This window comes from Actinomyces oricola (assembly GCF_004104015.1).
In the GTDB taxonomy this organism is placed as follows: Bacteria; Actinomycetota; Actinomycetes; order Actinomycetales; family Actinomycetaceae; genus Actinomyces; species Actinomyces oricola.
The window spans coordinates 28,684-49,648 of the sequence record NZ_RYFV01000021.1; the positions used below are offsets into that span (position 1 = coordinate 28,684).

General features: G+C 68.8%; 15 protein-coding genes. 10 read left to right on the top strand and 5 right to left on the bottom strand.

The features are described 5' to 3' along the window. Positions 1-61 precede the first annotated feature (61 nt). The 4 genes from EUC46_RS08940 to EUC46_RS08955 all read left to right on the top strand — a co-directional run bounded on the left by EUC46_RS08940 (position 62) and on the right by EUC46_RS08955 (position 6,753). On the top strand, positions 62-676 hold the full coding sequence (locus EUC46_RS08940; RefSeq protein ID WP_128773821.1) for an ECF transporter S component: 615 nt from the start codon (positions 62-64) through the stop codon (positions 674-676). Beyond that, a complete protein-coding gene (locus EUC46_RS08945; RefSeq protein WP_241655507.1) occupies positions 669-3,140 on the top strand; it encodes an ATP-binding cassette domain-containing protein in 2,472 nt (823 codons plus the stop codon). The genes EUC46_RS08940 and EUC46_RS08945 overlap by 8 nt, the downstream gene beginning before the upstream one ends. Before the next feature lie 65 nt (positions 3,141-3,205). Beyond that, positions 3,206-5,020, top strand: coding sequence for an ABC transporter ATP-binding protein (locus tag EUC46_RS08950; RefSeq protein WP_128773822.1), 1,815 nt, complete (start codon positions 3,206-3,208; stop codon positions 5,018-5,020). Between the two features lie 2 nt (positions 5,021-5,022). Further along, positions 5,023-6,753, top strand: coding sequence for an ABC transporter ATP-binding protein (locus EUC46_RS08955; protein WP_128773823.1), 1,731 nt, complete (start codon positions 5,023-5,025; stop codon positions 6,751-6,753). Positions 6,754-6,863: 110 nt separating this feature from the next. Here EUC46_RS08955 and proC read toward each other — a convergent pair whose 3' ends face one another. After that, on the bottom strand, positions 6,864-7,688 hold the full coding sequence (gene proC, locus EUC46_RS08960) for a pyrroline-5-carboxylate reductase (RefSeq protein ID WP_128773824.1): 825 nt from the start codon (positions 7,686-7,688) through the stop codon (positions 6,864-6,866). A gap of 123 nt (positions 7,689-7,811) precedes the next feature. Then, positions 7,812-8,252, bottom strand: a complete 441-nt coding sequence (locus EUC46_RS08965) for an Lrp/AsnC family transcriptional regulator (protein ID WP_128773825.1) — start codon at positions 8,250-8,252, stop codon at positions 7,812-7,814. 189 nt (positions 8,253-8,441) lie between these two features. On the opposite strand from EUC46_RS08965, the gene EUC46_RS08970 reads away from it, so the two are divergent. After that, the gene (locus tag EUC46_RS08970; protein ID WP_128773826.1) at positions 8,442-9,461 is read left to right on the top strand and encodes an ornithine cyclodeaminase; all 1,020 of its coding nucleotides are present in this window, start codon (positions 8,442-8,444) and stop codon (positions 9,459-9,461) included. Positions 9,462-9,630: 169 nt separating this feature from the next. On the opposite strand, the gene EUC46_RS08975 is transcribed toward EUC46_RS08970, so the two are convergent. Continuing rightward, positions 9,631-11,052 carry an alpha-amylase family protein gene (locus EUC46_RS08975; protein ID WP_128773827.1) on the bottom strand — a complete coding sequence of 474 codons (1,422 nt, stop codon included), beginning with the start codon at positions 11,050-11,052 and terminating at the stop codon, positions 9,631-9,633. 102 nt (positions 11,053-11,154) lie between these two features. On the opposite strand from EUC46_RS08975, the gene EUC46_RS08980 reads away from it, so the two are divergent. The 4 genes from EUC46_RS08980 (at position 11,155) to ileS (ending at position 17,588) form a co-directional block, all read left to right on the top strand. Further along, positions 11,155-11,934, top strand: coding sequence for an SDR family NAD(P)-dependent oxidoreductase (locus EUC46_RS08980; RefSeq protein ID WP_128773828.1), 780 nt, complete (start codon positions 11,155-11,157; stop codon positions 11,932-11,934). A gap of 135 nt (positions 11,935-12,069) precedes the next feature. Further along, on the top strand, positions 12,070-12,396 hold the full coding sequence (locus EUC46_RS08985) for a PadR family transcriptional regulator (protein WP_128773829.1): 327 nt from the start codon (positions 12,070-12,072) through the stop codon (positions 12,394-12,396). Beyond that, on the top strand, positions 12,396-13,565 hold the full coding sequence (locus EUC46_RS08990; RefSeq protein WP_128773830.1) for a permease prefix domain 1-containing protein: 1,170 nt from the start codon (positions 12,396-12,398) through the stop codon (positions 13,563-13,565). Before EUC46_RS08985 ends, EUC46_RS08990 begins: the two co-directional genes overlap by 1 nt. 669 nt (positions 13,566-14,234) lie before the next feature. Continuing rightward, complete coding sequence (gene ileS / locus EUC46_RS09000) at positions 14,235-17,588, top strand: isoleucine--tRNA ligase (RefSeq protein ID WP_128773831.1); 3,354 nt, start codon at positions 14,235-14,237, stop codon at positions 17,586-17,588. Positions 17,589-17,767: 179 nt separating this feature from the next. Here ileS and EUC46_RS09005 read toward each other — a convergent pair whose 3' ends face one another. Next, entirely contained in the window at positions 17,768-18,082 is a 315-nt protein-coding gene (locus tag EUC46_RS09005) for a hypothetical protein (protein WP_128773832.1), read from the bottom strand. A 60-nt stretch (positions 18,083-18,142) separates the two neighbouring features. Between EUC46_RS09005 and EUC46_RS09010 the strand changes: the two genes are divergently transcribed. Beyond that, positions 18,143-20,017, top strand: a complete 1,875-nt coding sequence (locus EUC46_RS09010) for a bifunctional folylpolyglutamate synthase/dihydrofolate synthase (protein WP_128773833.1) — start codon at positions 18,143-18,145, stop codon at positions 20,015-20,017. Positions 20,018-20,066: 49 nt separating this feature from the next. On the opposite strand, the gene EUC46_RS09015 is transcribed toward EUC46_RS09010, so the two are convergent. Continuing rightward, positions 20,067-20,741, bottom strand: a complete 675-nt coding sequence (locus EUC46_RS09015) for a hypothetical protein (protein WP_128773834.1) — start codon at positions 20,739-20,741, stop codon at positions 20,067-20,069. Between the last annotated feature and the right edge of the window lie 224 nt (positions 20,742-20,965).

A 20,965-nucleotide genomic window follows, 5' to 3' on the forward strand; every position in this document is an offset into this window, starting at 1 on the left:
ATAAGCCACCGCGAACCCCGGCGCCACTGCCGCATTGCCCACCCCAGATAAAGGACGAACCATGACTCAGTCCAACCCCGCGACCACAGATCCCCGCCCCATCCACTCCTCGGCCCGCCAGGGCCAGGCCGACTCGGTGCTGGGCACCCGCAACCTCATGACCGTTGCCGCGCTGAGCGTTGTCGGCATGATCATCCTGCTGCCCCTGAACTACCTCGCCCCGGCCACCGGGGTGACCAGCACCGGAGCGGTGTTCGCCGGCGTGGCCATTATGGGCCTGTGGGTCATCCCCTACCTGCTGCCCGCCACCGTTGTGCGCCGCCCCGGCGCCGTCATCATCGCCGCGCTCATTATGGGCATTATCAGCGTATTCACCACCCCCTCCGGCCCCGGCGCCCTTGTGGGGAACCTCCTGGGCGGTGCCTTCATAGAGGTGCCGTTGGCCCTCATGCTGTACCGCAAGTGGACCTGGTGGTCCTTCCTCATCTCGGCGGCCGTCTTCGGCCTGATCAACGGGACGATGTACATCATGCTGCTCAAAGAGGCCGTCGGGCTATCCGTCTCCCTGCCCCTGGTCGTCGTCTCCATTATCTCGGCCCTGGTCGGCGGCGCTATCACCATTGGGCTGACCCGTCTGCTCAACAACGCCGGCGTCGGCATCGACAACCGTGCCTGAGCAGATGGTGGCCGCCATCACCGCCGAATCCCCCGGGGGCGCCCCGGCCCCCGGCGGCGCCCAGGACGGCCTCGTCGTCACGGTCAAGGACCTGTCCGTCCACTACCTCGGGCGTCGCGGTTGGGTTCTGGACTCCGTGGATCTGACCCACCTGCGCGGCCGCGTCACCGCCGTCATCGGCCCCTCCGGCTGCGGCAAGACCACCCTTGTGCGCACCTTGTGCGGCCTCGTCCCCCACTGCCTGCCCTCCCGGTACGCCGGCAGCGCCTGCCTGTCGGGAACCGAGATCGCCGACGCCACCGTGCGCTTCCTGGCCGAGCGGGTGGGCTACGTCGGGCAGAACCCCGACGCCGCCGTCGTCACCCGCACCGTCCACGACGACGTCGCCTTCCCCCTGGCCAACCTGTGCCTGGGGCGCGAGGAGATCGAGGCGCGCGTCATTGACTCCCTGTTCCGCGTGGGCCTTCTGGAGCGGATCTGGGAGGACCCCTGGACCCTGTCCGGGGGGCAGCGCCAGCGCCTGGCCGCGGCCGCCGCCCTGGCCATGCGCCCGGGCCTTCTCATCCTGGACGAACCCACCTCCACCATTGACACCACCGGCCGGGCCGAGTTCTACGGGCTTATCGCCCAGCTCGTCTCCACCGGCACCGGTGTGATCGTCATCGACCACGACCTTGATCCGATTCTGCCCCTGGTCGACCAGGTTCTGGCCCTGGACGCCTCCGGGCGCACCATAGCCACCGGCAGCCCCCGCGATGTTTTCATGACCCACCGCTGTGAGCTCATCTCGGCCGGAGTATGGATGCCCCGGGCTTTGCGCAGCGCCCCTACGGGCCCCGGGAGCCCGCTGACCTGCGCCGAGGCGGGCATCACCGTCCCCGCGCTGTCGGACCTGTGCGCCCCGGGAGCCGTCCGGTGCCTGCGGCGCGGGGAGGCCGGCTGGCAGCAGGTCGAGTCCATTGATACTGCTGATACCGCCGATACTGCTGATACCGCCGATACCGCCGCCCACCCGCCCCCCGGAGAGCCGGCCCCTGTCGACCTGGTGGACCTGGAGGTCCCCGGCCGCTGCCCGCCCGTGACCATGCGCCTGGGGGGAGGAGAACTCCTCGCCCTCGTCGGACCCAACGGCGCGGGCAAGTCCTCTCTGCTGTCGGCTCTCGGCGGCCTCATCGACTCCACGGCCACGCGCGCCACAGTCTGCGGCAGGCCCATTAAACGCGGACGCCACCGCGTTGGCTACGTCTTCCAGAACCCCGAGCACCAGTTCGTCACCACCACGGTGCGCCGCGAGTTGGCCGTCGGGGGCGCCACCCCCGAGCGGGTCGAGGAGCTTCTGACCCAGTTCCACCTCACCGAGCACGCCGACCACCACCCCTTGACCCTCTCCGGCGGGCAAGCCCGGCGCCTGTCGGTGGCCACCATGGTCAGTGAGGAGCGACAGGTCATTGTCCTAGACGAGCCCACCTACGGGCAGGACTGGGACAACACCTGTGAACTCATGGCCTTCATTGAGGAGCTCAGGGGGCAGGGCCGCACCATTATTGTGGCCACTCACGACCTGGAACTGGCGCTGGACCACTGCACCCACGTCCTGGCCCTGCCCGCGCCCGAGGCTCCTGGCGCCACCCCCGTCTCGGGCACCACCAGTGGCGGCAGCACCGCCCCCAGCGTCAATAGCCCCCGACCTCGGTCCCAGGGCCATGGGGCCCCGGAGGGCGGACTCATGCCGCCCCCGCGCCCTCGGCAGCGCCCCGGCCTGTTGACGGGCCTGAATCCCCTGACCCTTTTCGGCGCCCTCATTCCCGCCATGGTCATGATCTTCGCCCTCAAGGAGCCCAGTCTCAACGTGACCGTCCTGGCCTCGGCCAGTCTTCTCATGGTCGCCGCCCGGGCCCCCCGCAGACGCACCATTGCCTCGGTAGCAGGCGTGTGGGCCATAACCGGGCTCCTAGCCTGGGTGTTCTCCGGCCGCTCCTCCCTGGGAGAGGCTTCCAAGGTCTACGACCTCGGCACGGCCGCCGCCGGCGCCACCGGCATTGGCGCCCTGGTCGCCCTGGTGCTCCTCTCCGGCATCTCCACCGATCCCGAGGCCCTTATCCGCACCCTGACCAGCACCTTCCGCATGCCGTACCGCATTGGATCGGCGGGAACGGCCGCCATCGCCTTCACCACCCGCTTCCGGCAAGATTTCGCCACCCTGCGCACCGCCCGCGCCCTGCGCGGCATTGGGAAGCGCTGGGGCCCGCTCGCCCCGCTGGTGCGCTGGGCGGGCTCGTTGGTGCCCCTCATGATTCTGGCGGTCCAGCACGCAGAACGGGTCGCCCTGTCCATGGACTCACGCGCCTTCGGGGCCTATCCGCAGCGCACCGAGCTTGCGGACACCCCATGGCGCCGACGTGATTGGGCCGTCATGGCCTGCACCTGGGCGGCAACCGCCTGCACCTGGGCCTGGCTCCTATAGGCCGGACCCCGTCCCACACCCCGGCGCGCCCGCCGCGCAACCGACCCCACAGGAGGGGGACCTCAATGAAAGTGACCATAAGCGATCTCATAAGGCCCGCGCGCGGATCCATGATCCTCTCCGGCATCCTCACCGCCATCGGGGCGGTCCTGTCAATCGTGCCCTTCGTGGCGCTGCGGAACATGGCCGCCATCTGGTTGGACGAGTCCGACGCCCAGGGATGGGCCGCCGACCCCCGGGCGTGGGCGGTAATCGCCGTCCTGGCCCTCTTCGCCGCCCAGTTCCTGTACCTGCTGGGCCTGGGTCTTACTCACCTGGCTGAGGCCAAACTGCGTCACTACTTGCGCGGCCGGGTGGTGGACGCCCTGAGTCGCCTGCCGCTGGGCCGTGTTGCCGCCATCCCTCACGGCGCCATCCGCAAGATGGTTTGCGACGACACCTCCTCCATCCACACCCTCGTCGCCCACGTCCCCGGGGACGCCACCTCCGCCGTGGCCACGGCACTGGTCGGCATCGCCTACCTGCTGTGGACGGACTGGAGGCTGACCCTGGCGATCCTGGCCGTGTGGTGCGTGGTCTTCGCCGTCGTCGCCTCCGCAATGCGCACCTTCGGCGGTATTACTGAGCGCTTCGGCGCCGCACAGACCGCGCTCGCCGCCGCCACCGTTGAGATGCTCGAAGGCATTAAGGAGATCAAGAACTTCCAGGCCACCGACGCCTCCCGGACCCGTTTTAACGCCGCCCGGGAGCGCTTCTCCGCCATCTCCTACGAGTGGACGAGTCAATCCGGCAAGATGGTGAGCCTCATGGGGGCGCTGCTGCGCCCGGCCACCATCTTCGCCACGGTGGCGCCCCTGGCGGTCCTCTTCGTTTGGCAGGGCTGGACCCAACTCTCGGCCACCCTGCCCTTCTTCCTGGTCGCCCTCGGGCTGCCTGAGGGCTTTCTCACGCTCGTGAGCATGATGCAGCAGATGTACGAGTCCAAGATGGCCGCGCGCACCACCGCCGAACTGCTTTCCGAGGAGCCCATGCCCGAGGGGTCCTTCAATGAAGGGGAGGGCTCCGCCCCGGGGCTGGTCGAGGTCGACGACGTGACCTTCGCCTACGAGCCCGGCTCGCCGGTGCTCCATGGCGTGTCCTTCACCGCCCAACCCGGTACCGTCACCGCGCTCGTGGGGCCCTCCGGCGGGGGCAAGTCAACGCTCGCCCGCCTCATCGCCCGCTTCTACGACGTCGAATCCGGGGCGGTGCGGATCAGTGGCGTTGACGTGCGCGAGGCCGCTTTCCCCTGGCTGCTCTCCCGGGTGGCCATCGTCTTGCAGGACGTGGCCCTATCCCACGACTCGGTGCACGACAACATCGCCCTGGGACGCCCGGGCGCCACCCGCGCCCAGGTGGAGGACGCCGCCCGCGCCGCCTGCATCCATGAGCGCATTACCCGTCTGCCTCAGGGGTATGACACGGTTCTGGGAGAGGAGGGCGGCTTCCTGTCCGGCGGCGAACAACAGCGAGTGACCCTAGCGCGCGCCTACCTGCAGAACGCGCCCATTCTCATCCTCGATGAGGCGACCGCACAGGCCGATCCCGCTTCCGAGCGGGACATCCACCTGGCCCTGTCCCGCCTCGCGGCCGGGCGCACCGTCATTATCATTGCCCACCGCCTGTCGACTATTCGCGACGCGGACCAGATCCTCGTCGTCGACGACGGACGGATTATCGAGAGGGGCGCCCACCCCGAGCTCTTGGCCGCGCAGGGGCGCTACGCCTCCATGTGGCACAGCCAGGACCTGGGGCGGGTGAGCGCGGGCACCCGCACCGGCGAAGAAACCGGCGAAGAAACGGACCGCGCCATTATGGACGCTACCGGGGAAGGAAAATGACCATGTGGACTATGTTGATGCGCCTGGTCAACGCGCGCGAAATGCGGATAATCGTCGTTTGGTTCATTGTCTCCGCCGTCCTCCAGGGGCTCACCCTGGCCCTCATGATTCCCTTCCTGCGGGCCGTCTACGCCGAGTCGGAGTCGTTGGGGGCCTGGCTGGTGGCGGTCCTCGTGCTGGGAGCGATCACCCTGGTGGTCGACACCATCGCCATGTACCGCTCCTACCGGGTCAGCGTCTACGAGATCTGCGACATCATGATCGATCGCGTCGCCGAGCACGTCCTGACTCTGCCCCTGGGCTGGTTCAACGCCGAGCGGGAGGCGGCCGTGGTCAACGCGACCTCCAAGGAGGTCAACACCCTGTCGCACCTGGCTTCCATGGTCATCCCGAACCTGTGCAACGCCTTCATTGTGCCCCTGGTCATGCTGGGGGCCACCGCTTTTATTGAGTGGCCCCTGGCGCTCATTATGGCCATCGCCATTGGGCCGCTGGTCCTGATCTGGCGGAGCATGGGCGCGGCCACCACCCGCGCCAACGAGATGGAGGACTCCGCCTCGGCGGCGGCCGCCGGGCGCCTGGTCGAGTTCGCCCGCCTTCAGCCGGTCCTGCGCGCCGCTGGGGTCACTCAGACCGGGTGGGAGCCGGTTCGTCAGACCCTCCAGGTCGACTCTGACGCCACCTTGAGCGGGCTGCGCGTCAAGGGGCGCCCCGCCCAAGCCTTCAACTTGGTGGTCAATATCGCTTTCGCCCTGGTCATGGCCCTGGGGCTGTCCTTCGTCAGCGGGCACCGGCTCGACGTCGTCGCCTACCTGGCGATTATGGCGGTCACCGCGCGCATGCTCCTGCCCCTGACCAAGGCCGCCATGTTCTCCTCCGAGGCCGACAATGCGAAGGTCGCCCTGAAGGCCATGAGCTCCATCCTCGACGCCAAGCCCCTGCCCGACCCCGCCCCGGGACAGGAGGCTCATCCCGAGGGCACCACCATCGCCCTGTCCGGGGTCTCCTTCGCCTACGACGAGGGTCGTCCCGTCCTGACCGATGTGTCATTGACCGCGCCCCAGGGCCGGGTCACCGCCCTCGTGGGGCCCTCGGGTGCGGGCAAGTCGACCATCCTGCGTCTGGCCGCCCGCTTCTGGGATGTTGGCGGCGGGTCGGTGAGCATTGGCGGCGCCGATGTGCGCCAGATGCCCGCCGCACGGGTTATGGAGATGATCTCCATGGTTTTCCAGGACGTGTACCTCTTCGACACCACCATCCGCGAGAACCTGCGTGTGGCTCGCCCCGAGGCCACCGACGAGGAGTTGACCACCGCCGCGCGCCGGGCCCGCCTGGACCGAGTTATTGACGCCCTCCCGCACGGCTGGGATACGCGGGTGGGGCCCGGCGGCCTGAGTCTGTCCGGCGGTGAGCGCCAGCGCGTGTCCATTGCCCGCGCCTTCGTCAAGGACGCCCCCATCCTGCTCCTCGATGAGATCACCTCCGCCCTGGACGGGGAGAACGAGTCGGCCATTACCGAGGTCATCCGCGAGCTGTCCCACGGCCGCACAGTCATGGTGGTGGCTCACCGTCTGTCTACGGTGCGCCATGCCGACGAGGTGGTCTTCCTGGAGCCCACCCCCCGGGGCGCCCGGGTGGCGCAGCGCGGCGCACCGGAGGACCTCGCACAGGCACAGGGTCCCTTCCGCGACTTCGTGGAGGCTTCGACCGCCTCATCCCGCTGGCGGCTGTAGCCCCCCGCCTCCCTTCCTCCCCCCTCCCCGCCCCTTCGACAAAATCCTCACAGCACAACGTCCACGGACGTCGTGCTGTGAGGATTTCGTTGGAGGGGAGGGGTGAGGGGTTAGGCGCCGAGTTGCCGGTCCCGGGCCACGGTCGCCTCGAAGCCGCGTATGACGGCGTCGGAGAACCCGGCCCGCTCCATGGCCACCAGTCCAGCCACCGTGGTGCCCCCGGGAGAGGAGACTGCGTCAATGAGGTCGGCAGGGGTGCGTCCTGGGTCGCCGGCCGCGCGCCGGGCCGCCTCGACCTGGACGGTGCGCGCCGAGCCGAGCACCGCTTGGGCAACGATGTCGACCGCCTGGGCCTTGGGGATGCCGCCGAGCACGCCGGCGCGTGCCAGGGCCTCGATAAAGGCGAAGACGAAGGCGGGGGAGGAGCCGGACAATGCGGTGAAGGTGGAGAAGTCCTTCTCCTCCAAGACGATGGTGCGCCCCACCGAATCCATGAGTGCGCGCGCCCTGGCCAGGTCACCGTCGCTGGCCTGCGATCCTGCGCAGAGGGCGCTCATGGCCTCCCCGACCGTGGCCGCCATATTCGGCATAACGCGCACTACCCGGGCGCCCTCGGGCAGGATCCCCTCCAAACGTGTTGTCGTGATCCCCGCGGCGATGGAGGCGATCAGTGGATTGTGGAGGCGGACCGCCTCGCTGATCTCCGTGGCCACAAGTGGGACCACGTGCGGCTTGACCGCGAGCACGACGACGTCGCTACCCGCGACCACGTCGCTGTTCGAGGCGGCCTCGATGGCGCCAGTGGCCTGCGCTAGGCGGGTGGCGGTGCCCTCGGTGCCGGTCAGGAGGATGTGGTCGGCCGGGGTTCCCGCCGCGATCGTTCCACGCACGATCGCGCCCGCCATTGCCCCCGCTCCAATGAATCCAATGCGCACGGCGGCTCCTTCCAGTAGACGGCCCGGTTCCGAGGGGATCGGCGCCAATGTACCGCGCGCCCATCCAGTTCCAGGGTCAGGCGGCCTCGACCTGCCGTTGGACCCGGCCCGCGGCGGCCGCGCTCACAGGAGCACACTGCGCAGCAGCAGGTTGGTTTCAGAGCGGTGCACGCCCTCGATCTCCCGGATGCGCCCCAGTGCCCGGTCAATGTCCGCCAGGTCGGTCACCGTGAGCTCGGCGATAAGATCCCACTCCCCATTGGTGGCGTGCAGGGCCGTGACGGCGGGCAGGCCCCGCAGCGCCGTGATCGCCGCCCTCATGGTGCGGCCCTCAATCGCCAGGTGGCAGATGGCACGGATTGCGTGCGGGTCGGCGTCCTGGGCCAGGCGCACCGTGAACCCCAAGATGATGCCGCGCTCTTCCAGTCTGGCGATTCGCTTGGTGACGGTTGCCCGAGTCACGCCTAGTTCCCGGGCCAATTCGGCGACAGGGGCCCGTCCATCGGCCCGCAGGGCGGTAATCAACGCATGGTCAAGTTCGTCGAGCACATCGAGTGCAACCATGTGCATATTGTGTCTTTCTGATGTGCTAACTGCAAGCATATAGGGCGCAGATTGTGCAGGCAGCTCATTGTGAGGGCACGCGGGCTCGCCCTACTCTGGCAGTCAGGACCAAGGCCCTGGGACACCGTCGGGCGCCGTCCTCATCCCCTACGTCCAGTGGCCGTCCGCCGCCTTAAAAGGAGGGCTCCTATGCGCTTCGTCGATGTCCCCCACATGGCCCGTTGGATCACCGAGTCCGGCCCCGAGGCCGTTATCGCCGGCATGATCGACGCACTGGAGGCCGACTTCGCGCGCTGGGAGTGCTTTGAGCTGCGTCCTCGGATCGCCTCCCACTCCACTGAGGGCGTCATTGAGCTCATGCCGACATCCGACGGCGCGACCTACGGCTTCAAGTTCGTCAATGGCCACCCGATCAACCCCTCCCGGGGCTACCAGACCGTGACCGCCTTTGGCGTCCTGGCGGACGTCCACAACGGCTATCCGCGCCTCCTGGCCGAGATGACGCTCCTGACCGCCCTGCGCACCGCTGCCGTTTCAGGCCTGGCCACACGCCTCCTGGCGCCGGCCGGCGCCACGCGCCTGGGCCTTGTCGGCGCCGGGTCCCAGGCCGAGTTCCAGGTCCTGGCCGTGTGCGCCGTGCGCTCCATTCAGCAGGTCGCCGTCTACGACGTCGACCCCGCCGCATCGGCCAAACTCGCCCGCAACCTGGCCCGCCACGGCATTGACGTGCGCATTGCCGCCAGTGCGGCCCAGGCCGTCGCCGGCGCCGACGTCATCACCACCTGCACCGCCGATAAGCGCAACGCCATTGTCCTGGAACGCCAGGACGTCCGCCCCGGAGTCCACATCAATGGCATTGGCGGGGACTGCCCCGGCAAGACTGAACTTGATCCGGCGATCCTCGACATGGGACCGGTTTTCGTTGAGCACGCCCCGCAGACACGCGTCGAGGGCGAGATTCAAGCCAAAGACTCCGACTACCCCGTCACCGAGCTGTGGGAGGTTGTTGCCGGGCGCGAACCAGGACGCACCAGCGAGGAGCAAACCACGATCTTCGATTCCGTGGGCTTCGCGGTTGAGGATTTCTCCGCGCTGTCCTATCTCGATCGGGTGCTCGATACCCCCGGGGGGAGGCGTTTCTGCCAGCAGATCAATCTGCTCGCCTCCCCAGCGGACCCCAAGGACCTCTACGCCCTCCTCGGGCAGTGACCGGGTGCGCGGTGCCCGCATGCCGGGCCGCGGGTGCGGGCACCCAGGGCACCACTGCGCAGCGCGATCGGCAGGGGCCGGGATCGCGCTGATCAGGGGCTGCACCGTCGAGTCTCATGAAGGACGGGCAACCCGTCCCGAGACCGCGCTGATCGCGGGCCGCACCCGCTCAGGCCAGCACCGCCCAGCCCAGGGAGGGCACCACCACGCCGTCGCGCTCAGCGCGCACTGAGCCCCCACCCGCCGCAAGCACCTGGTGGCGCCCGGAGGTGGGCAGCCACGCCTCGTGCTCCTCCAAGGAGAGCACCAGCACGATCTCTTGCTCCTGGCCCCCTTCAGCCCCCTGCTCTCGGGGCGCACTCAAGGATAGGCTCAGCAACCGATTGTCCAGGTGCAGGGTCTCCAGCCCGGCCCGGTACAGCCACGGCAGGCGGCGGCGCAGGGCGATGAGCTCCTGATAGAGGCGCAGTGTCCCCTCGCCCAGCGTGGACAGTTCGGCGGGGGAGCTGGGGAACGCCGGACGAATCGCGTCATCCCCGCCCAGGCGCTCCTCCTTGACGCCCCGGAAGGCCTGCTCGTCCCCGTAGTAGATGGCCGGCAGCCCCGGCAGCGTGAGCAGCAGGGCAATAGCGTGCGGTAGTCGGGCCGGATCGGTGAGCTGGGAGGCGATACGGGTGGTGTCGTGATTGCCCAGGAACGTCCAGGGCACGAAGTGGGCCAGCATTGCCTTGTGGCGCTTGAGGGTCCAGGTGAGCTCGTAGAAGTTCGAGGTTTCCAGGGAGGACCAGATTGCCTTCCACAACTCGTACTGGGTCACCGAGTCCATGCCGGACGTATCCGCGATCTGCGCGTAGTCCCCGTGAATGACCTCGCCAACGAAGAACACGTCCTCAAAGCGCTCGCGCACGCGCGGCAGGACTCGGGTCCAAAAGGCGGGGTCGACGGCGTAGGCGGCGTCCAGGCGCCAGGCGTCCGCTCCGCGCTCCAACCAGAACTCCATAACCTCCACGACCAGGTCGGCCACCGCCGGGGAGGCGTGGTTGAGGACGGGCAGCCAGTCCTGCCCTTCGAAGCGCTGGTAATCCGGGGCGGTGCCCGGGGCCCAGTCTGCCGGCCAGGTCAGGTGGAAGAAATCGGCCTCGGGGGAGTCCGGGCCTAGGCCGGGCAGGGCGGCGAAGGCGGGAAAGCCCTTGCCCACGTGGTTGAAGACGCCGTCGAGGATAAGTCGGACACCGCGCTGGTGGGCGGCGGCGGCCAGGGCCTCGAAGTCCTCGTTGGTGCCCAGGCGCGGGTCAATCCGGAAGTAGTCCACCGTGTCGTAGCCGTGCGACATGGAGGCGAAGATCGGACCGAGCGCCAGGGTGTTGCAGCCGAGCTCCACCAGGTAGTCCAGCCAGTCGATCAGGCGCAGCAGGCGATGCTCGCCGGCCAGGGCCCCGGCCGGCGAAGCGGGGTCCGCGGGGTCGCCCTCAGGAGCCAGGACCGGGGCGCCAGTGAAACCAAGGGGGAAGACCTGCCAGACGATGGCGTGCTTCGTCCAGGCGGGGGGTGTCGGGGCAGTGGGAGTGGCGGCTGGAGTGGCGTCGGTCATGGTTGTAAGTGTGTCACCCCTCGGCCAACTCCGCGTCGGCGCGGCGAGTTCGACTGCCGACGCCGGGTGCCGCGCGCGGCCTGGGCCGGGCACACTTGTTCCATGAGCCTTGCAACCGCATCCCCCGCCACGGCCGCCGCGCCGCGCCGCGCCCTCGTCACCGGCGCCTCCACCGGTATTGGAGCCGCTACCGTCCGCCTCCTGCGGGCCTCGGGTTGGGAGGTGATCGCCACCGCCCGACGCGTTGAGCGTCTGCGGGCCTTGGCCCAGGAGACCGGCTGCACCTGGGTAGCCGCCGACCTCCAGGAGGCCGACGACGTCGCCCGACTTGCCACCGAGGTCCTCAATGCCGGGCCAGTGGACGCCGTGGTCAACAATGCGGGCGGAGCCCTGGGCGTGGACCCGGTCGCGCAGGGCGACCCTCAGGAGTGGCTCACCATGTATGAGCGCAATGCCCTGGCGGCTCTGCGGGTGACCCAGGCCTTCCTGCCCGGCCTGCGGGAGCACGGCGGGGACGTACTTTTCCTGACTTCAACGGCGGCCCACGGCACCTACCCCGGAGGTGCCGGGTATGTGGCCGCCAAGCACGCGGAGCGGGTCGTGGCCAACACCCTGCGCCTGGAGCTCGTGGGGGAGCCGGTTCGGGTTATCGAGATCGCCCCGGGCATGGTGCGCACTGAGGAGTTCAGCCTCAACCGGCTGCACGGGGACGTCGCCAAGGCGAACGCCGTCTACGCCGGGGTTGCTCAGCCCTTGAGTGCGCACGACGTCGCCGAGTGCATTGTGTGGGCCCTGGAGCGACCCGCCCACGTCAACATTGATTCTATGACCGTGCGCCCGCGCGCCCAGGCCTCTAATACCCTCGTGGCCCGGGAGGGTTGAGAAAAGGCGTCCGGGCCCAGCGGGGAGCCCCACGGCAGGCGCCGCTGCCGCAGCGATCTTTCTGTTGACGTACTACGCCTGACGTAGTACGTTTGTCGTGTCGGAGCGGGTGTGCTCAAGGAAGCAAGGAGCCTCATGATCAGTTCGGACGCCATCCGTGGCTATGTCGATCTCATCATTCTTGCTCTCCTGCGCCGTCGGCCTTCCTATGCCTACGAGCTCTCAAAGACCATTGCGGAGGTGTCACAGGGTGACTACGTCATTAAGCAGACCACTCTCTACTCCGCTCTCAAGCGCCTCGAGGTCAGTGGATTCGTTGCATCGTCCGCCCGAACCTCCGCTTCCGGCAAACCCCGCACCTACTACCATCTCACCGAGGATGGCGCCGCCCATCTAGACCGCAAGGTCAGTGAGTGGGAAAGCACCAAGACCCTTGTGGACCGATTCGCGAAAGAGCTTTGATGGACGCGATTGACACTTTTCTGACCGCCATGTTCGCCCCGTACCCGTCCACTGCGCGCCTACTGGAGGCCAAGGGGGAGTTGCGGGCAATGATGGAGGACGCCTACAACGATGCCCTCGCCCGGGGTCGCAGTCACAACGAGGCTGTCGGCCAAGTCATTACCGACTTCGGCAACCTTGAAGAGCTCGCTCCTGTTCTGGGGATCGTCCCCGATCTCCACGCGGCGCAGTCGGACAATGCCGCCCCCCAGCCGGGTCCGGGCTCCTACTCAGAACACTCAGAAGGTACAGCCCCCCAGGGCGGGGGAGCCGCACCTCACCCCGAGGGCGGCGCCCACCAGGCGTTCGCCTCTGACGGTCCTGCCCCAGTGACTATTGCGGAGGCGCAGGAATTCGCCGAGGCCTACCGGCGCACCGGATCGACTCTCGGCAGGGCGATCGCCCTCTTCGTCATCGCCGGAGCGCCCCTCATCGCCCTGACCTCCGCGGATAATGGGCACAACCCGTGGGGCCTGGATGAGGACGTGGCCACCGGGGTGGGGCTGCTTTTCGCCCTGCCGTGCATTGCCGTCGGAGTCCTGCTCATGATCCGCAGATCCCAGGCCTTCGCCGGGGTCCAGCGGCTGCGCGCGCGCCAATTCCTCCCCAACCCGGTCGTCACCGCCTGGGCCGCCCGCCTGCGTGCCGAACACGAGGCCGAGCGCAGTCGCCGCCTGTCTCTGGCCGTGCTCCTGTGGGTCCTGGCCGTGCTCCCACCAGTCCTGAGCAGCCTTGTTTTCAGTTCCCTGTTCGAGAGCCTGCGCCTTGAGGGCACGGGTATCGCCCTGAGCCTTATTCTCGTGGCGGCGGGCCTCTACCTCTTCCTCCCCTCGAACTGGGCCGCCGCCACCTACGAACTCCTGACCCAGAACCAGACCCCGAGCACCGCCGGCGCTGACACGTCCCGGGCCAACGCCTCCCAGAGCAATCCGGTCATTGGCATGATCGGGAGCGTGTACTGGCCGCTGTGCACCATCATCTACCTGGTGTGGAGCTTCCTGGGCAACGCGTGGGACACCTCGTGGATTCTCTGGCCCGTGGCGGGCATCCTTTTCGGCGCCCTCGCCGCGGTCTCAGGTTCCTGGCGCGACTGGCGCGCCTGGCGCCATGACCAAGGTCGCGCGCGTTGAGGGTGATCCCGCGCGTCGAGGGTGATCCTTAGTCCTCATCTCCGAGATCTCCGAGCCCTCGCCTCAGGGACGTGGACCGCCACCAGTTGCTGTGGGGTCCACGTTCTTGGGCGAGGGGCCGTTCATGCGCAGGGGCCCGAGACTTGGGGCCCGCCGTCATCTCGTAGCCCGATAGCCCGAGTCGAACCGGCGCCCGGCCATCGCGGACGTATATGCGGACGCATATGTGGTAAGGATGACGCCCGGGAGGGGCCTTCTCATGTGGTTCTGGCCCACAGCCCCCATTAGACTCCCGCACACAAGGCAGCGACCCGGCTATCACCGGTGAGCCTCCGGAAGAACCGGCCCCGCGCCGCCCCGCCCCGCAGGGGCCAACGGCGCAGCCGCAGTAGAACCGGACGGGTCAGCCCGTCACAGCTGACAATGAAGCGGTCACGCACCGCCGGAGCAGGACCGCCCTATGGCGGTCCCGACCGGTCCGCCAACCGGGCCCACCTCGCCAGGTGGTCGCGCTGCTGGGGCCGGGGCCGGAGGGGCGCGGCAAGCGAGGTGGTACCGCGGCCCGCCGTCCACCACCGGCCCTGCGCCGGGAGGTGAGTGACGTCGTCGTCCTCGTGGCGCCCCGGGCATCCGCCCGGGAACGCAGGCACGAGCGAGACGAGACACCCCATGGCCGACCCCACTGCCCCCGCCGGCGCCGCCTTCTTCCCCCTGCACCGCCCCGGTGAGACGGTCCCCCCTTCCCCATCCTTCCCGGCCATTGAGCAGGACGTCCTGGCCTACTGGAAGAACGACGCCACTTTCCAGGCCTCCATTGACGCCCGCCCCGCCCACGACGCCGAGGGCCACTCCAACGAGTTCGTCTTCTACGACGGCCCTCCCTTCGCCAATGGCCTGCCCCACTACGGCCACCTGCTGACCGGATACGTCAAGGACGCCGTCGGCCGCTTCCAGACCCAGATGGGCCGCCGCGTCGAGCGCCGCTTCGGCTGGGACACCCACGGCCTGCCCGCCGAGCTGGAGGCCCAGCGGCTCCTGGGCATTGACGACGTCACCGAGATCACCCGACCCGGTGGTATCGGGATCGAGGCCTTCAACGCCGAGTGCCGCTCCTCCGTGCTGCGCTACACCAAGGAGTGGGAGGACTACGTCACTCGCCAGGCGCGCTGGGTCGACTTCGAGGGCGACTACAAGACCCTCGACCCCACTTACATGGAGTCCGTCATCTGGGCCTTCAAGACCCTGTACGACAAGGGCCTGGCCTACCAGGGTCACCGCGTTCTGCCCTACTGCTGGCACGACCGCACCCCGCTGAGCAATCACGAGCTCAAGATGGACGATGAGATCTACCAGGACCGCCAGGACAACACCGTCACGGTGGGCCTGCGCCTGGTCGAGCCGCTGCGCCAGGGCGCTGAGCGCCCCGAGCTCATCCTCATCTGGACCACCACCCCGTGGACTTTGCCCTCGAACTCCGCTATCGCGGTGGGAGCCGACATTGAGTATGCGCTCGTCCACGTCGACGAGACCCTGACCTCTCCGGTTGCCGGCGAGGACGTCCTCCTGGCTGCTGATCTGCTGGGCTCCTACGCCCGCGAGCTTGGCCAGGAGCCCGAGGTCCTGGCCCGCTACACCGGCGCCGAGCTGGTCGGGCGCCGCTACACTCCGATCTTCGATTACTTCGATGACGCCGAGCATCGCGCCGACGGCACCGCCCCCGGGCCCCAGGCCTGGCAGATTCTGGCCGCCGACTACGTCACCACCACCGACGGCACCGGCCTGGTCCACCTGGCCCCGGCCTTCGGTGAGGACGACATGATCACCTGCCAGGCCGCCGGCATTGGCACCGTCATCCCGGTGGACGACGGCGGCGTGTTCACCTCCGAGGTCCCCGACTACGCCGGGATGCAGGTCTTCGAGGCCAATAAGCCGATCATCACCGACCTTCGCGACGGCTCGGGCCCTCTGGCGGGCCGCGACGAGGCCACCCGGCCCGTCCTCGTGCGCCAGGCCTCCTACGTCCACAGCTACCCGCACTGCTGGCGCTGCCGCCAGCCGCTGATCTACAAGGCCGTGGGGAGCTGGTTCGTACGGGTCACCGCTATCCGCGACCGCATGGTCGAGCTCAACCAGGAGATCTGCTGGGTGCCCGACCACATTAAGGACGGCATCTTCGGCAAGTGGTTGGCCGGGGCGCGGGACTGGTCCATCTCCCGCAACCGCTTCTGGGGCGCCCCCATCCCGGTGTGGGTGTCGGACAACCCCGACTACCCTCGCACCGACGTCTACGGCTCCTTCGCCGAGTTGGAGCGCGACTTCGGGGTGAAGGTCACCGACCTGCACCGCCCGTTCATTGACACCCTGGTGCGCCCCAACCCGGACGACCCCACGGGCCAGTCCATGATGCGGCGCATCCCCGACGTTCTGGACTGCTGGTTCGAGTCCGGCGCCATGCCCTTCGCCCAGGTCCACTACCCCTTTGAGAACGTCGACTGGTTCGAATCCCACAACCCCGGCGACTTCATCGTGGAGTACATCGGTCAGACCCGTGGCTGGTTCTACACCCTGCACGTGCTGGCCACCGCCCTGTTCGACCGGCCCGCCTTCACCACCTGCGTCTCCCACGGCATTCTCCTGGGCGATGACGGGGCCAAGATGAGCAAGTCCCTGCGCAACTACCCCGACGTGTCAGCGGTCCTGGACCGCGACGGCGCCGACGCCATGCGCTGGTTCCTCCTATCCTCCCCAGTGGTGCGCGGCGGCAACCTCATGGTCACTAACCGGGCCATCCGTGACACGGTGCGCCAGGTGCTGCTGCCCCTGTGGAACACCTGGTACTTCTTCGCCCTCTACGCCCGGCAGGCGCGGGCCGGGGCGGGCTATGTCACCGCCGGAGTGGACCTGGATGACGCCTCCCTGTTCGGGGCCGACGGCGGCCTGCACGTCATGGACCGCTACATTCTGGCCCGCACCAAGGACCTGGCGACCACTGTCGGCGCCCAGATGGCGGACTACGACATTACTGGAGCCACCGCCACGGTGCGCGAGTTCCTCGACGTGCTCACCAACTGGTACCTGCGCACCTCGCGGAACCGGTTCACCGACGGCGCCGCCGCCACGGTCTGCCAGCCGGCCTTCGACACCCTGGCCACGGTGCTGCGGGTCCTCATGGAGGTCATTGCCCCGCTCGCCCCGCTGGTGAGCGAGGAGATCTGGCGGGGCCTGACCGGCGGGCGCTCCGTGCACCTGACCGATTGGCCGGTGCTGCCCGCGCACGCGGCCGACCCGGAGCTGGTCGCCGGCATGGACGAGGCCCGGGCCACCGTCTCGGCGGCACTCGGCCTGCGCAAGGCCCACAAGTTGCGCGTGCGCCAGCCCCTGCGCTCCCTCACCGTGGCCACGGCCACCCCCGAGGCGCTGGCCCCGTTCCGCGGACTCATAGCCGAGGAGGTCAATGTCAAGGAGGTGCGCGTCCTGGACGCTGCCGACGCCGGCTACCGGGCCCGCCAGGACCTCACCCTCAACCCGCGGGCCTTCAGCCCCGCGGTCCGTAAGGCCACCTCCCGGCTGTTCGCCGCCGTCAAGGCCGGCCAGTGGGAGGTCACCGAGGACGGCAACGTGCGCTTTGACGACGTGCTGGTCGACGGTGCCGCCGTGGTGCTGGAGGCGGGGGAGAACGCCTTCTCCCTGACCACCCGCATTGAGGTCGACGACGACGCCCTGGCCGCTACCGTCCTGGGCTCGGGCGCCTTCGTGGTGCTGGACACCGCCCTGGATGAGGAACTGGAGGCAGAGGGGTGGGCCCGCGACCTGGTGCGCCTCGTCATGGACGAGCGCAAGGCCGCAGGCATGCAGATCGGTGAGCCGATTGCCCTGACCCTGGCCGTGCCGGCGGACAAGGGCGCCTGGACCGGCGCCCACCTGGAGCTCATCAAATCTGAGACCAGCTGCGCGGAGGTCTCCCTCATTGCCGATCCCGGCCTGGCCGAGCCCACGGTCACCGTCACCACGGTGACCTCCTGACCGCCGCCGCGGCAGCGCCGGAGACAACGAGGAGCCCAATGAGCCCCTGGCCCGGCGGCGGTATCGGGATCGGCCGGACCCGGGGCCGTTGAGCCCGGCTCCGCGCCCGAGCCCGGGCGCGAGCGCCTGCGGGGAGCCGGCTCGCCCACGGCGCGCGCCATCGTGAGGACCAGCCAGGTTTAGCGCCTGCGGGGAGCCGGCACCTGGGACCACATGGCCTCAAGCAGCTCTATGAGCGCGCCCGCCTCCTGCTCGTCAGTGGGCAGCGGCAGGCGGCGGGCCGGCCTCGCCCCCGGGTAGGGCTCCTCCAGCGGCGCCTGCGGCACCGCCTCCCGCACAGCGGCCACGTCCTTGAGCAGGAGCCGCTCATCGTAGAGGCCGCCAACTACCCGCTCCCGCCAGTACAGGACGTACTCGCCCATCATGGCGCGACTCCGGGCTCCCGGGCCCAGGAGCTTTGTGAGCGATTCGATGGTCTGCCGGGAGGTCGCCATGCGCCTAGTCTAGGTACGGCGTCGCTAGGCTGTGCCCGGTCCACTGAAGGGGAGCAGCACATGAGCAGCGAACGCAATCGTGACGCCGACCAGGCCGGCAAGACGGCAGACGGCAGCCACCCCGGTGCCGCCTTCGGCATCCCTGCCGGGGCCACCGGTGAGGAGGTCATTGACGCGCTCTTGGCCGCCGAGGGCGCCAACGGGGACGTAGACCCCGAGCTCCTGCCCTACCTGGAGGCAGCTGACTCACACGATGGCCAGTCCATTGCCGAGGTGCGCCAGGCCGGCCGCGCCGATATCGAGCGCGAGGAGGAGGTCGAGGCCGAGCGCCTGGCCGCCCTGCGTGAACTGGTAGCCCACAATATGATCCCCGGCGGGGACCTGGCCCGCCTCGACGAGCTCCTCATGGAGGTGGACGCCGACGACTCCGATGACTGGAACGAGTGGGACAGTGTCCTGCCGGAGACCACCGATCCCGCTGCTTCAGCGGAGGAAGTCGAGGACGTCGAGGAGGGCGGCGGCGGGGCCCACGCCGCCGCCCTCCGGGAGGCTCACCATCGCACCACTGTGGCCCAGCGCATGCGTGAGGTGGAGGCGGAGATCCTCTCCCGCGCCCCGGAGCACACGATCCAGCCCTCCCTGGAACGGGTCGAGGCCGTCCTCGACATTGTGGGCAACCCCGAGCGCAGCTACCGGGTGGTCCATGTTTCCGGCACCAATGGCAAGACCTCCACCGCCCGCATGATCGAGCGGCTCGCGGCAGCGTCCGGCATGCGCACCGGGCGCTTCACCTCCCCGCACCTGGCCACCATCCGCGAACGCATTAGCCTGGACGGCGAGCCCATTACCGAGGAGGGGTTCATCGCCGCTTGGGAGGACGTCGCCCCTTACATAGCCATGGTCGACGAGCGCTCCGTGGCCGACGGCGGGCCGCGCCTGAGCTTTTTCGAAGTGCTTACCGTCATGGCCCTGGCCGCCTTCGCCGACCATCCGGTCGATGTCGCCGTGGTCGAGGTCGGCCTGGGGGGGCGCTGGGACTCCACCAACGTTGTTGACTCCCAGGTCGAGGTCATTACCCCCATTGGCCGGGACCATGAGCGTTGGCTGGGGTCAAGCATTGAGCACATTGCCGCCGAGAAGGCGGGTATTGTCAAGAATGGCGCCACCCTCGTCACTGCTCTCCAACCTGAGGCCGCCCGCGCCCCCATTGCCGCGGCTGTCGCCGAACATCAGGTCGTGTGGCGCCGCGAGCTCGACCCGGAGGAGGACCCGGAGGATCCCGGCGCCGGTGACCTCGCCGTCGTCGACCGACAACTCGCCGTCGGCGGTCAGCTGGTGACCCTGCGCACGGCCGCCGCCCGCTACGAGGACGTTTTCGTCCCCCTGCACGGGGAGTATCAAGCGCACAACGCCCTGCTCGCCCTGGCCGCGGCTGAGGCCCTGTTCGGTGGTAGGCCGCTGCCCCCCCGGATTGTGGAGAACGGTTTCGCCTCAGTGACCTCACCGGGGCGGCTGGAGGTACTGCGCTCCTCGCCCACGGTTCTGGTCGACGCCGGGCACAACCCGCACGGCATTGAAGCGCTCGCCGGCGCCATTGAGGAGGTTTTCGGCTTCCAGCACCTGGTGGCGGTGGTCGGCATTATGGCGGACAAGGACGTTGAGGGCGTCTTGGCGGGGCTGGAGCCCCTGTGCGACGCCGTCGTCTGCGTCCCTATTGACTCCCCACGTGCTCTGGGGGTCGACGAACTGGCCGAGGTGGCCACGGAGGTCTTCGGGGCGGACCGGGTTCACCGCGCCGATACGTTGGCCGAGGGGGTGGAGCGGGCCGCGACCCTTTCAGAGGGGTTCGACGCCCCTTTGACGACCTCCGGCGTGCTCGTCGTGGGTTCTGTGGTGCTCGCCGCTGAGGCGCGCGCCCTGTTCGACAGGTCCTGAACCTCCTCGTGGCGGCAGGGGGTGCAGGGGTTAAGGAGAGCACCGCGTTTCAGCCCGCGTCCGAGGAGGGCCCCACGGACTGGTTGGAGATGACGAACTGGGTACCGTCCCAGGTGAGATCGGCGCTGCCGACTCCCGATCCGGTGTGTATGCCCCCGGTGTCGCCGGGCAGGACCTCATTGCGCCAGGTCACGTGCAGGCTGGTGCCATTGTCGGTCAGGGTCTCGACCACCGGCTCAAAGGAGTCAGGACCGCCGAGCTGCGACAAATTGAACTCGACGACCAGCCGGTAGTCCGCATCGTAGAAGGCGAGTCGTGGGAATGCGCCGCTGCCACCGCCGGAACAAGCAAGGCTGAGCACCCGCGTGGGCCGACCATCGATGACGAAGGCGGCAGTGGGCTCCTCGATCTTCACGAATCCGGTGCTCCCCAGGGTGGCCTGTCCGTCGACGAAGGACAGCGTCCCATCCTTCGGGCGACAGGACTCCGGCATCTCCAAGGTGGCGTTGAGCAGTTCTTCTCGGCTAGGGGCCGTGGGGGCCGCCGACAGCGGGGCGGGCGATTGCAGGGCGTCTGATGAATCGGAGGTGGCGCTCTGGGAACCTTCCGAGGAGAAGGACGGGCCGCAGCCACCCAGGATGAGGCAGCCGCTAATGATCAGGGTAAGGATGAGGGCGCGTCGGCGATGAGGTCTGGAAGGGGCGACCTGGGATTGGGGCGGCACAGGGTCTCCTTGGTCGGTGAGTGAAGGCGCAGCACCCACTCTATGAGCCTCCCTGCTGCCGGTCGTCGAAGTCGGACGGACTTTCTCTTCCTTCTCCTCCTCCCCCCGACGGCAGGGCGCTGACGGCGCCTGCGCAGAGCCGCACAGCGGTGGGGCGCGTCCCACACGGCAAACGGGCGGCCGCGTCCCGGCCACCTGGTAACAGCGTCACGCCGCGCCACGGC

Bases quoted from the DNA above. Each gene is read 5' to 3' on its own strand.
- EUC46_RS08940 (WP_128773821.1), top strand. From the start codon at position 62: ATGACTCAGTCCAACCCCGCGACCACAGATCCCCGCCCCATCCACTCC.
- EUC46_RS08950 (WP_128773822.1), top strand. From the start codon at position 3,206: ATGAAAGTGACCATAAGCGATCTCATAAGGCCCGCGCGCGGATCCATG.
- EUC46_RS08955 (WP_128773823.1), top strand. From the start codon at position 5,023: ATGTGGACTATGTTGATGCGCCTGGTCAACGCGCGCGAAATGCGGATA.
- EUC46_RS08965 (WP_128773825.1), bottom strand. From the start codon at position 8,252: ATGGTTGCACTCGATGTGCTCGACGAACTTGACCATGCGTTGATTACC.
- EUC46_RS08970 (WP_128773826.1), top strand. From the start codon at position 8,442: ATGCGCTTCGTCGATGTCCCCCACATGGCCCGTTGGATCACCGAGTCC.
- EUC46_RS08975 (WP_128773827.1), bottom strand. From the start codon at position 11,052: ATGACCGACGCCACTCCAGCCGCCACTCCCACTGCCCCGACACCCCCC.
- EUC46_RS08980 (WP_128773828.1), top strand. From the start codon at position 11,155: ATGAGCCTTGCAACCGCATCCCCCGCCACGGCCGCCGCGCCGCGCCGC.
- EUC46_RS08985 (WP_128773829.1), top strand. From the start codon at position 12,070: ATGATCAGTTCGGACGCCATCCGTGGCTATGTCGATCTCATCATTCTT.
- EUC46_RS08990 (WP_128773830.1), top strand. From the start codon at position 12,396: ATGGACGCGATTGACACTTTTCTGACCGCCATGTTCGCCCCGTACCCG.
- ileS (WP_128773831.1), top strand. From the start codon at position 14,235: ATGGCCGACCCCACTGCCCCCGCCGGCGCCGCCTTCTTCCCCCTGCAC.
- EUC46_RS09005 (WP_128773832.1), bottom strand. From the start codon at position 18,082: ATGGCGACCTCCCGGCAGACCATCGAATCGCTCACAAAGCTCCTGGGC.
- EUC46_RS09010 (WP_128773833.1), top strand. From the start codon at position 18,143: ATGAGCAGCGAACGCAATCGTGACGCCGACCAGGCCGGCAAGACGGCA.